The organism is Paenibacillus ihuae, from assembly GCF_001368795.1.
In the GTDB taxonomy this organism is placed as follows: Bacteria; Bacillota; Bacilli; order Paenibacillales; family Paenibacillaceae; genus Paenibacillus_AQ; species Paenibacillus_AQ ihuae.
This window is the reverse complement of record NZ_LN831203.1, coordinates 93604-105609: the sequence shown is the minus strand read 5'-3', so window position 1 is coordinate 105609 and position 12006 is coordinate 93604. Positions and strand designations below refer to the sequence as shown.

Genomic DNA, 12006 nt, shown 5'->3' with positions numbered 1-12006 from the left:
CGCTGGAGAAGGTCATTACCTCCTTACCCGATGATTTTGATGTGCCAGTGGTAGTGGTCCAGCATATGCCCGTCAAGTTCACTGCGTCACTTGCTCAGCGTCTGGACCAGCACTCCGTACTGCATGTGGTGGAGGCTTCTAACCATCAGGTGTTGGAACCTGGTACGGTGTATATCGCCCCTGGCGGCAAACATCTGGAGGTGGAAAGTATCGGGCTGAGCAGGTACCGGATAGTCATTCATGAGCAGAATGCGGTAAATGGCCACCGGCCTTCTGTAGAGGTGATGTTTGATTCAGTCACCCGGTTAAGAGGGCTGAAAAAAGCATATGTCATTATGACCGGCATGGGGGCTGACGGAGCTCATGCGATGCAGCGGGCGAAAGCGGCAGCAGTTCAGTCGGTTACCATCGCCGAGTCAGAGGCTACCTGTGTCGTATATGGAATGCCGAGAGCTGCTGTAGAGCTGAATTGTGTAGATCATATTCTGCCCCTTACCGATATTGCTGGCAAGCTCCTCGACGTCTTTTCTTCAACGCATGCCGAAAGATGACTTCCTGCTGTTCAGCACGTAAGCATATCAAGCGGGAAAAGGCTAGTGACTGTGTTTGATTCTGGCCGCCCGGATCAGGAGGGCTCCTGTCAGGGTTATGCAGCTGAGCAGTCCGAACACGGGCCAGGCTGCCTGGAAGCCGAAGATCCTGAGCAGGCCGCCTCCCGCGATAGGGCCGCTAATGGTCCCCAGCTTCACGATTTCCGCGCAGCCGAAATATAACCCTTTATTGTCCGCAGAGGACAGTTCATCCACCAGAGCATCGAACCGCGCGCCGATCAGCAGCTCCCCGAGACTGAACACTGTAATGAATAACAGCAGCGGAGGGTAGGCAGCCGGGAAGAGAAAGAACAGAAAACTAAGGCCGAGCAGCAGATTGCTGAGCAGAACCACTGTAAACGGGTTCCATGTAGAGATCCGGCGGAGCACGGCAAACTGGGTGGTGAGAATAACAACGGCATTGACCGACAGCAGGATGGAGTATAACCGGGTGCCGTCTGCCAAGGTGCCGGTGGCCGAGAGAAACTGGGAGACGGTTCCGTTCAGCTGCGAATAGCCGAAATAGGAGAAGCTCATCCCCGCCAGTAGCAGTAGATATACTTGATCTTTGCGGATCGCCCAGAGGGGCGGGAGACTGCGGGGGATTCTAGACTGATGATTCTCCTTGTTAGCAGAAGTATTGCGAAAGAAGAACATCGTTGAAGCCCCGTATAGAATATACATGATGCCGAGGATGACATAAGGGAACAGGGTCATTTTCATATTGAACAGCAGGCTGAGCAGAGGACCGGCAAAGCAGCCCAGGTTAATCGCTGTGTATCTCAGGTTGAATACGAGCAGCCGGTGCTCCGGGAGTGACTCTGTGGACAGCACCTTTTTGCTTGCCGGTTCAAAGAGTGAATAGCACAGGCCGTTCAGGGCGTTCAGCAGCAGAAAGGCCAGGAAGCTGTCGGCAAAATAGAACAGAATGAACACAGTCCCCCAGATAAGCGGAGTATATAGGATGATTTTGTGGAGCGGAAGTTTATCGGCAAGCGCACCGCCAAGCCAGCTGAAGGCTACACCCGCCAGCGGATTGACCGCGAGGATGAGGCTGGTGAGCAGGAGCGGGATGTGCTTTTGACCAGTCAGAAAGATCGATAAATAAGGAACACTCATGAACAGGGCGGTTCTCGTAAAAAAAGTGCCGGCCAGAATATTCCAGACCTTTCGGTTAAGCTGAGTTGCTATTCGCAGATTCATTGCCTTCTACCCCCGTAATTTGTCATTTTCTTAGTGCCGAGTGTAGCATACAATAAAAATCAGGCTTACAAATTGTGCCATATACTCACACAGGCAAACGGAGTGGACAAGTTATGATTCTGGGTAAAACGGTAGGGCAGATCCGCAGATCGAAAGGAATGAACCAGTCGCTTCTGGCTGGTGGCATCATGAGCCGCTCCAACCTCTCACGCTTTGAAGGCGGGAAGTATTATCCCGGCTACGACAAGCTGATCCTGCTTCTGGACAAACTCGAAATGTCGTTTGAGGAGCTGCTTTTCCTGCATCAGGACAATGCTCCGCAGGTGAAGCGGACGCTGCATCTGGAGCTTACAGAAGCGGGGAATCGCTACGACTTCAGTAAGGTCAAGGCGATCAGCCGGGAGTGCCGGTCAATGTATGAGTCCACACGGACCGAGGCCTATTACCATTTATATCTGCTCGGCCAGGGGGTGTTGATTCAGCATCATCATGCAGATGAAATTACAGCGCTGAATGAGATTGCAGCGTATATCAAACCGTATTTGCTTGGTGTGGATAAATGGTATCTGTACGAGTTCAAGCTGCTCAATAATTTTTTGTTCACATTAAGCAGCAGTGATGCCATTTTTTTCGGCCTCAGGGGCGCGAAAGAATTTGACAGATACCATTCCTTTCCGGAGAGCAGAACGGTCCAGCAGCATCTGCTGCAGAACCTCTCGATCCTTTGCCTAAATGAGCATAACTATGAGCAGAGCCTGCTGTTTCTTGAAAAAGCGCTGCCGTTAGCGGATAAAACCCATCTGCTGTACGATAAAATTGTGACCTTAATTTATTACGAGCTGACGTTGCTCTGCCTGAAGCAGAAAGACAGCGCGGCTGAGTTAAAGAGGTATTTAAATATACTCAGACAGCTTGATTTTGAAGACAGCTATCAGGCTTTGCTCAAGGTCTGCCGCAGGCATCTAACTGAAGGGTTATAGGCGGTAGCAGACCAACAGTCCGGTTACAGCAAAAACGGCGATGCCGTCCCAAGCGGGATAGCACAGCCGTTTTTTTGGTGTGGTTTAGTACAGGCGCAAATCCTAACTGAGTGATTACGCCTGAGAAGTGCCTGCGCTATTCTTCTTGGCGATTTCCCGGCGCACAACGGGAGCAACCTCCGTAGCGAGCAGTTCAATTGCGGTAGCCACCTTGCTGTAAGGCAGTCCGCCGATATCGAGCTGGGTCATAAAGCGGTTATGGCCGAACAGCTCATGCTGGTATAGAATTTTTTCGATGATCTGCTGGGGGCTGCCGACAGCCAGCGTATTGACCGGGGAGACGAAGCGGCCAAAATCACTGCGTGAAACCCGGTATTCCTGCCCGGGATGCGGGCTGATGGCGTTGCGGTAGCTGTAATAGTAAGGGTAATATTCATCGAGCGCCTGCTGTGAGGTCTTCGCGATATAGCCGTGGCTCGTAATAGCGATCTTCAGGTCTTCTGCAGAGTGCCCGGCTGCAGCGCCGCTGCGGCGGTAGGTTCCGGCCAGATTCTGGAATGGCTCAGGACTGCCGCTGAGTATCGCAATAGCCATGCCGATGCCTAGCCGCCCGGCCTGCTCGGCGCTTTCGGGTGAACCGCCGATGCCAACCCAGAGCGGGAGCTTCGGCTGCAGCGGACGCGGAGCAATCTCGGCATTGTTCAGCGGTGAGCGGAAGGTTCCCTTCCAGTTCATCACCTCATGCTGGTTCAGCTCCAGCAGGAGCTCAAGATTCTCAGTGAACAGTTTCTTGTAATCTTCCAGCTCATATCCGAACAACGGGAAGGACTCCAGAAAAGCACCGCGTCCGTTAATAATCTCTGCCCGACCGCCGGACAGCAGATCCAGTGTGGCAAAATCCTCGAATACCCGTACCGGATCGGAAGTACTAAGCACAGTAGTTGCGCTGGTCAGCTTAATCCGCTTGGTCACCTGGGCAATTGCAGCGAGCACAACCGGCATGGAAGAGATGACAAAATCAAGCCGGTGATGTTCACCCACGCCGAATACATCAAGTCCGGCCTCATCCGCAAGCTTAGCTGCAGCAATGACCTCCTGAAGCCGCTGCTGCGGGCTGATCCGCTGGCCTGTATGACAGTCGGTCACCATGTCGCCCAGTGTATAAATGCCGAATTCAAATTCAGGCTGTATATCTTTTTTTACGTTGTCAGTCATAAGTACAGACCCCTTGTTCATCAGAATGGGTGGTTATCTATTGATGCTTGTCCGCAGTAAGTAGGATTCGGATTAGTATAACATAAATACTTACAAAATGTAAGTATATGAGTAAATGTTTTGATCTGTAAGCGGATTAACGGTATTATCCTGACGGATTGGCGTATATGCCGCTCTTCTACTGTCTCTTATAGTGTATTGATTTTTGCACTATTCATCCAGCAAAATCCGATACGGGTGGAAAATTATTGAATATTCTGTAAATCAGGGTATATACTCGTTGTGGCTTCTATGGATGGACAAGGACAATTAATTCCGGGAGGGATTCATCAAATGTGGAGAATAAATATCAGAAACGGGGCCTTCGCTGCCGTGATCGGATTAAGTCTGCTGGCTGCTGCCGGTACAGCCCAATCTGCCGCATCAGAACCGCGTACTTCTTATGTGGCCAATAATTTCGGGAGTGATGCTCCCGCAGCTCCTGCAGCTAAAATCATATGGTCCAGCACGATGGATCTGCAGGGTGATGAATCAGCGATGAGCCAGGGGTCTGCTGTGGCCGGAGGGGGCAAAGTTTACATCATTCAGCAGGGGCAGCTGCTCGCACTGAATGCCCAGACCGGCAAAAGAGTCTGGAAATACGGGGCGAAGCTGACAGCACCGCTGTTGTATCAGGATGGCCTGATTTACGCAAGCTCGCAGGCAGGAACTATATATGCCATCAATGCAGCAACAGGCAAAAACAACTGGAGCTCTTCCGTACCGAGTAAAGCTCCGTACCAGCTCCTGATCGACCAGAACCAGCTTTTTGCCGTTAACGGCGATATTCAGGTCTATAATCTGAAAGACGGCAAACTGCAATGGAAGGATAATTATAGTGAGAAGCTGTATTTGCCTGTACAGGTTCAAGGCGATCTGGTATTCGCTGAGGATTCAGTATCCGGGGCGTATTCCTACGAGCTTCTGCATGCCTTTGACCGGAAGACAGGCAAACAGCTGTGGGAAGCAGATAATCACGCTCTGCCCATTGATGTTGGCAGCGGAACCCTCCGCTCTCAGCGGACAGCCAACCTCATAGAGCTGGTGCCCCTGACCACGGTAGATACGCTGGATGCCAAGACCGGCAAGGTGCTGAAATCGGTAGAGTACAACCCCGGAAATATTAATCCGGATGAGGCACTGAGCAGCGGCGGACGAGCTTGGATCAGCGGCAATCAGCTGTACATCAATAATGGAAACACCGTCTACTGTTATCCGGCAGATGCGGATCCGGCCAAGACGGCCAAGATTACCTATTCGGCGGCAGGCGGCGGAAGCTCCTTAAGGTATGCCGCAGGACCTTATGACGGAAGAGTACTGTTCAGCGACGGTGAAGCAGTATATGGCGTCAAGACTACCAACAGGTATGGGGTATCTTATTACGGAGGCGCCCCGATTGCCCGCTTTGACCTGCTCGGTCACGGTATGTATATCGCCCGTGCAGACGGTCAGCTGGTGGCGGTAAATCTGCTTACGGGAGCACAGGTGCTGCAGCTCAAAACGTCCGGCAGGGTCTTCGGGCCAACCCTGCTGGAGACCGGGATGATTATCGTACAGAGCAAGGGGAAGATTACAGCATTTAAAGAGCCGGCGGTTCTCCGAATTGATTAATTATCCATATTAATTGGTTTGGTATTAATTTCAAAATGATTTACTATTAATTACATCGGCCGACTGTCCAGACAGAGGTGTCCGTGCCATCAAGCATGAGGTCCCTCTGTCTGTTTTATAAAAAACATAAAAGCTGAACTAAAGAACTACAAAGGTTGAAGTGGCTGAGGGGGATTTTGGAACTGGCTGGAGAAGCGTTAGCGATCGCCTGAAAGTATATGCTGTCTTCGGATTTCTACCGCTAATAGCGGTTATATAAAGAAATCTGAAGATGGGCAGCGGCCGGAAGCTGCAGTAAAAACCTAAGCGGAGGGATGAGCTTATGGGTCAGAAGACATTAGTTGCAGAAATCTTCAGACTTCCGCTAGCGGAGTGGGCTGACCCTGCACGGAATAGCCCTGTAGCGGCGGTAATATCGTGTTCGCGGCCGAGCATCCGAAAGTGGAGGTACTGGTAGTCTAGACGGCGGATAGCGCCTGCATGGATGGGAAAAACTCCCGCTAATTCATCCGGTTTGGCCTAAAATCGGAGATTAGTGAGAAAAACTCCCGCTAATCTCCCGGGAAACGCTGATTTTGACCCCCTACCTAAGTAATTAGATGGAGGAAATCCCGCTAAAACTGTCTTCATCCTTCCCATAAGAAATTAGATGGAGAAATTCCCGCTACCATTTCTCCGCACCGTCAAATCAAACGTTTTCAAGCAGCCGTCCCGGTCTGGAAACTTGTAGAAACAAATTTGTACCGGCTGGACGCTCTTATTAACTATTTTACTGGGTTAATCAACAGTTTGGGAGGAAATGAGATACCGCAGCAGCAAATTACAACGGATGTGCTTGTGCCGGGCGGAGATCGGCTGAGGTCCGGGTGCACAGGCTACAATGGCGGAGCGGGATACCACACCTTTTTTGAAGTGTTTACGGAGACATGCCGGGGGAATAATTACAGCAGTTCCTGAATTGCCGGCTCAAGATCGAGGGGATCAACAGGCGATTCGAAACGCTTCGCTACATTGCCTTTACGGTCGATCAGGAACTTGGTGAAGTTCCATTTCACTTCATCGTCAGCCAGAGAGGCAGGATCGCGTTCCTCAAGCATCAGGTGCAGCAGTCTGCTGCCCGCGTGATTATGATCGAAGCCGGCAAAGCCCGCTTCCTTGGTCAAATAGTCGAATAAGGGATGTTTATGTTCGCCCTTTACATCGATCTTCTCAAAGAGTGGGAAGCTAACACCATAATTGATTTGGCAGAACACGTCGACCTCTTCATTGGAGCCGGGTTCTTCACCGAACTGGTCGCTGGGGAACCCGAGAATTTGAAAACCCTGGTCCTGGAACTTCTCGTAAAGCTTTTGCAGGTCGGAATATTGCGGGGTGAACCCGCATTTACTGGCGGTGTTTACGATCAGCAGCACTTTATCCTTGTATTGTTCAAGAGGGGTCTCTTTACCCCGAATGTTGCGGGCTGTATATGGATAGACACTCATTGGCAGCTTCATCCTCCCGGTGGATCATTTTATGTATTAAACAATTATATTGTATAAAATCAAATTGTTTGTGTCAATGATCAGCTTATTTTTTTATGTACGAAGCTGCCTGTTGATATTATACTAAGGTGTACGAATCGTTTCTCCGGCAGGCGGAGTATCTCCCCAGGCACTTAAAAGAATACATTGCTGGAGGAAATCCAATGAGTACTACAGAACTTACTAGCCAATTTTCCAGTTACACAGGAAGACTACTTAGGGAGCGTTTCGGGAAGGGCCCCGAGTCTATACATGTTTCTATCGGGAAGCAATGCATTGCACTGCATATCCGGAATTTTATCGGGCCAGTAGAGAGATTTCTGCTGAATAAGGAAGAAGAGCAGGCGTTCCGCTATACACGTGAGCTTCTGATGAAGTCACTGCTTCCTGAGCTATCGGCTTATCTGCAGGACAATCTGTCGATTGAGGTTGGCGAGATTTTTTATGATTGGGGTATACATAATGCGTCTGGGATGATCGTTGCCCTCCTGAAGAACGACGGGGCAGCAGTCGATGAGTATGCCGGACGGGATGAAGTTCATGCCCAGATCAATGAAGTGAGCCGGAAGGTACAGAAGGAACCCGAGTTTACCGATTCCTGGTGGCTGGGAACCCGTACCCTGATCATCAAACGCGAAGGGATTCTGATTCCTTTGGAGAAGGAACTGATCGGCCTCGGCTATGAGAATACGCTCAAAACCACGAAACGCAAGATGGAAAAACGCTACCTCGAAGATACCACCACAATTGCACCCATGCTGGGCAAGGAGCTGTCCGACATTTATGTGGATTGGGATTTCGATAAGGATACAAGCGTGATCGCACATACTTTTCTATAAACCATATCTTCAAACTATATATGAGGCGGAAATGAGCCGGACATGCGAATGAGCCGGACATGAGCCGAAGAAGGGGGACAGGTCCCTTTCTTCGGTTTTTTCGTTTTCCATGGTTCAGTAAACATTTGGGGGGGATTTGGCGCATGGAGGAATATAAGCGGACAGTGTTGTACGTCGAAGATAATGAGCTTAACATGGCCTTAATGCATCATATCTTCAAAAAAAATCTGCCCTCCTTATTGCTGCTGAAAGCTGAAACGGCGGAAATAGGCCTGGACATTGCAGTCCGGCGGCTGCCGGATCTGATCATTCTCGATATCGGCTTACCCGGCCTGAATGGATATGAGGCATTGGAATGGTTGAAGGCAAGGGAGGATACCCGGCATATACCGGTAGTGGCAATCAGTGCATTTGCCCTGCGTTCAGATATTGAACGGGCCCGGGAAACAGGATTTGCTGCATACATTACTAAACCTTTTCAGGTAAGTGCCTTTACGGATACCGTAAAAGCACTGTTAGCCTGGAAACCCTGATTTAATCAAAGATGGGGAACTGGGGAGAACTCCGTCTGATGGCCGGTTCGTCGGGATAATCATCATATAACCTTGAAACATTACATGATATATAAAAAGGAAAACTTTTATAATATTCAATAACGTGAGCTTGGGGATTGTTATGCAACTCTGCTGGAGTGGATTGAAGGTACTGTTCTTACCCTGTAAGGAAGAAAATGCCTCGCAGATTGTTTTTGCACTGGGCGACCGGCTGGCGGAGCTTCACAGGTTTTCGCGCGAGTCGGTACATCCTGAACTGAGCAGGCGGGTGTATACGGTGCTGAGCGGATAGACAGTGCTATCGAAGAGCTTCAATATGGTGTTGAAGCCGGCCTGTACAGTGAGGAGCATTATGGGATCATTCGGGAGGTTCTGGAATGCGTGAAAGGACAACTCCGTGAATTGGTTGGCCAGCAGGAGTGGGGGATCATCCATGCCGATGTTCAGCTCGGAAATATTATTGTCGCTCCTGAGGGTCCTTGTTACATCGACTTCGGATTCTCCGGCTACTCTCTTTTTCATTCATGATTCTAACCGCAACGGCTGGATTAAAGAAAATGCAGCAAAATTATGCGGTTCGCAGTGCAGGGATTTTCTTTCTGGCAGACAGGTATTTTATTCCATTTAATAGCATTTGACTTTCGCCCGGATATGCAAGATATTAATATTACAGTTTTTAAATAATGGAATTGCTTTCATTACTCCACAAAACGGGCGGTGGATCAGATGTTGAAAGAGCAGTATTTTGGAGAAGTATACCGAACGGGGATCAGCGGAATGGCTTTTCTGTCTCTTGACCTCAAATGGACGAGCATCAATCCGGCTGTAGTCTCGATGCTTGGATATAAGGAAGAACAGCTCCTGGGGCATGATTTCAGGGAGCTTGTGTACAAAGATTCTGTGGAGATACATAGCAGGAAGATGGGGGCTCTGAAAGCAAGTGGAGTTCCCTTTTTTGAATGCGAAATTAGGATGATCCATGGCAAAGGCATGCCGGTTACCTTGCTGCTGCATACCGCACTTATCAGAGATCCTTCTACGGGTGTAGAGCTGTATTATATTATTCACCTGACAGAGCCTCCGGCTGAAGCAAAAGCCCAGAATCGTTATCCCTCGTCTGACGAGCTGTATAGGCTGATTGCCGCGAATATTAGTGATGTGGTGTATTACGCCACACCCGACAATATCTGCCGGTATTGTTCACCGTCGGTCAAGGAAGTGCTGGGCTATGAACCGGAGGAGCTGATCGGACGCGATATCCGCAGCCTGATCCATCCGGAGGATCGTGCCTCACTAAGCCTTCCGCAAGTAGCCGAACTCCGGAGTATTCAGCTGCGGGTTCTTCACGCTGATGGGCGATACTTGTGGATTGAATTCACTTTACGTATAGTGGATAACCCGGACAGCCCAAGCGTGCTTGCTGTAGGCCGGGACATCACCGAACGCAAAAATGTTGAGCGGAAGCTGCAGGAATCCATTGAACGCTACACCTCCCTTAAGAAATACAATCATGATGCCATTATTTCACTGGATCTGCAGGGCAACATTATCAACTGCAATGAGCAGGCCTGCCAGCTGACAGGTTACCCCGTCTCTGAGCTGGCCGGCAAGAGTGTAGGCCGGATCATCGGGGATCATCATGTTGACGATGTGCTCGGCTATACCAGCGGGAACAGCAGCAAGGAAGGGGATATTGACCTTGTCTGGCACAAGGACGGACATACGGTTGAAGTGTTAACTACTATTGCTCCGATCATCATCAATACTGCTACGGTAGGCTTTTATATTATTGTAAAGGACATTACGGAACAGAAAAAGCTGTTAATTGCCAAGGAAACCGCCGAGAGCACGAACCGTGCAAAAAGTGAATTCCTGGCGATGATGAGCCATGAGATCCGTACCCCGATGAATGGTGTGATCGGGATGACCGATCTACTGCTGGATATCAGTGAGCCGGGCTCTACCCAGAGGGAGTACCTGGAGATCATCCGGCAGAGCGGTGACACCCTTCTGAGTATCATTAATGATATTCTGGATTTCTCCAAGAATGAAGCCGGCAAAACGGCTCTTCATGAGGATCTTTTTGTACTGGAGGAATGTATAGATTCCGTTCTTGAACTTCTGCAGCATAAGGCGGAGGCTAAGGGGCTGACGACACGGGTCTTTGTGGATCCCGCGATACCCAAGCAGGTGATTGGTGACGGGGAACGGTTAAAGCAGATCCTGCTGAATCTGGTTGGCAATGCGATTAAGTTCACTTATACCGGAGGTGTAACGATTAAAGTCCAAAGCCTCGTCCAGACAGGCGGACAGGTTACACTGCATTTCACAGTTGCGGATACCGGAATTGGTATTCCTGAAGACTCTGCAGACAAGCTGTTTGAGCCGTTTGTGCAGCTGGATCATTTCATGGGCCGGCGCCATGAAGGGACAGGTCTCGGCCTGGCGATTGCGAAGCAGCTGGTTGAACTGATGGGGGGAGCCATCGGCTTGGACACCAGTGTGAAGCAGGGGGCGACCTTTGAGTTTACAGTGAAGCTCCGCCTGAGAAATGATACTTCTGCCGACTCGTTCGGTACTTTACTTGCAGCCTCAGGCCCAGTCAGCCGAAATTTGCGGATCCTGGTGGCGGAGGATAACGAGATTAACCAAATCGTGCTGCGTAAAATTTTGGAGAAGCGGGGGTATTCCGTTGATGTGGCCGCGGATGGCCTGCAGGTGGTGGAGATGACGGGCAGTACCGGTTATGATCTTATTTTTATGGATGTGCAGATGCCCGGAATGAACGGTTTGGAAGCGACAGCAGCAATCAGGCGGACGCTTGCTCCGGACAAGCAGCCGGTGATTATCGCCGTTACGGCCAATGCGCTGAAGGGTGACCGTGAACAATGCCTGGAGACGGGAATGGATGAATACATCAGCAAACCGCTGCGCAGTGAGGCGGTTACGAATCTGATCTCGAAATTTTTCGGAAATTAAATGAGCTTCAGGGAGATTTATTACATTAAAGCTGTGAAACGGTGCAATATCCCCTTGCATCATGTGAATATTTTGATTAAGATAGCAGAAACCGGCACATAAGACGTGCCGAAATATTCTCTAACGACGATGACGAAGAGAGTAAGTGCTATGTACGGATCTTAACAGGGAAGGCGTGCCGGAGACTGAGAGCACCCTCATGAGACGTTTAGTACCGAAGTTCACTTCTGAGTCGGCCCCTGAAGTATTTGCTGCAGCAGATATGCGTAGGGAGGCCCGCGCCCCGCGTTACCGGGTGTAAGACAGAGTTAATCCTGGCCGGGAAGTAGCAGCTTTCCACTCTCCGCGCCTCGTATTTCGGGTTAATCTCTAAATAAGGGTGGTACCACGGCTCCTCGTCCCTTGCGACGGGGGCCTTTTTGCGTTTATAGATCACCGAATTTAAAAAAGGGAGTGGAAGGTAATGACTAACT

The 12006-nt window shown here is 50.0% G+C and carries 11 protein-coding genes; 8 read left to right on the top strand and 3 right to left on the bottom strand.

Going from position 1 to position 12006, the window contains the following annotated elements; all coding sequences use genetic code 11:
* Nucleotides 1-551, top strand: a 551-nt coding sequence (locus AQR02_RS27305) for a CheB methylesterase domain-containing protein (protein WP_148449229.1), incomplete at its 5' end; no start/stop codon positions are given.
* Nucleotides 552-593: 42 nt separating this feature from the next.
* Here AQR02_RS27305 and AQR02_RS27300 read toward each other — a convergent pair.
* Nucleotides 594-1793, bottom strand: coding sequence for an MFS transporter (locus tag AQR02_RS27300; protein WP_054943491.1), 1200 nt, complete (start codon nucleotides 1791-1793; stop codon nucleotides 594-596).
* Between the two features lie 113 nt (nucleotides 1794-1906).
* Here AQR02_RS27300 and AQR02_RS27295 point away from each other — a divergent pair, with 113 nt between their 5' ends.
* Nucleotides 1907-2773: an Rgg family transcriptional regulator gene (locus AQR02_RS27295; protein ID WP_054943490.1), complete on the top strand. Its 867-nt coding sequence runs from the start codon at nucleotides 1907-1909 to the stop codon at nucleotides 2771-2773.
* Nucleotides 2774-2887: 114 nt separating this feature from the next.
* Here the strand turns inward: AQR02_RS27295 and AQR02_RS27290 are convergent, their stop codons facing one another.
* Nucleotides 2888-3988: an LLM class flavin-dependent oxidoreductase gene (locus tag AQR02_RS27290; protein ID WP_054943489.1), complete on the bottom strand. Its 1101-nt coding sequence runs from the start codon at nucleotides 3986-3988 to the stop codon at nucleotides 2888-2890.
* 333 nt (nucleotides 3989-4321) lie between these two features.
* Here AQR02_RS27290 and AQR02_RS27285 point away from each other — a divergent pair, with 333 nt between their 5' ends.
* Nucleotides 4322-5638: a PQQ-binding-like beta-propeller repeat protein gene (locus AQR02_RS27285; RefSeq protein ID WP_054943488.1), complete on the top strand. Its 1317-nt coding sequence runs from the start codon at nucleotides 4322-4324 to the stop codon at nucleotides 5636-5638.
* 941 nt (nucleotides 5639-6579) lie between these two features.
* Here AQR02_RS27285 and AQR02_RS27275 read toward each other — a convergent pair.
* Complete coding sequence (locus AQR02_RS27275) at nucleotides 6580-7122, bottom strand: glutathione peroxidase (RefSeq protein ID WP_054943486.1); 543 nt, start codon at nucleotides 7120-7122, stop codon at nucleotides 6580-6582.
* A gap of 203 nt (nucleotides 7123-7325) precedes the next feature.
* Here AQR02_RS27275 and AQR02_RS27270 point away from each other — a divergent pair, with 203 nt between their 5' ends.
* From AQR02_RS27270 to AQR02_RS27250, 5 genes are all read left to right on the top strand, one after another.
* The gene (locus AQR02_RS27270; protein ID WP_054943485.1) at nucleotides 7326-8000 is read left to right on the top strand and encodes a Na-translocating system protein MpsC family protein; all 675 of its coding nucleotides are present in this window, start codon (nucleotides 7326-7328) and stop codon (nucleotides 7998-8000) included.
* A 143-nt stretch (nucleotides 8001-8143) separates the two neighbouring features.
* Nucleotides 8144-8533: a response regulator gene (locus AQR02_RS27265; protein ID WP_054943484.1), complete on the top strand. Its 390-nt coding sequence runs from the start codon at nucleotides 8144-8146 to the stop codon at nucleotides 8531-8533.
* A 124-nt stretch (nucleotides 8534-8657) separates the two neighbouring features.
* Nucleotides 8658-8846 carry a hypothetical protein gene (locus tag AQR02_RS35675; RefSeq protein WP_209444318.1) on the top strand — a complete coding sequence of 63 codons (189 nt, stop codon included), beginning with the start codon at nucleotides 8658-8660 and terminating at the stop codon, nucleotides 8844-8846.
* 89 nt (nucleotides 8847-8935) lie between these two features.
* A complete protein-coding gene (locus tag AQR02_RS35670; RefSeq protein WP_159067855.1) occupies nucleotides 8936-9082 on the top strand; it encodes a phosphotransferase in 147 nt (48 codons plus the stop codon).
* A 198-nt stretch (nucleotides 9083-9280) separates the two neighbouring features.
* Nucleotides 9281-11533 carry a PAS domain-containing hybrid sensor histidine kinase/response regulator gene (locus tag AQR02_RS27250; RefSeq protein ID WP_082452104.1) on the top strand — a complete coding sequence of 751 codons (2253 nt, stop codon included), beginning with the start codon at nucleotides 9281-9283 and terminating at the stop codon, nucleotides 11531-11533.
* Nucleotides 11534-12006 lie beyond the last annotated feature (473 nt).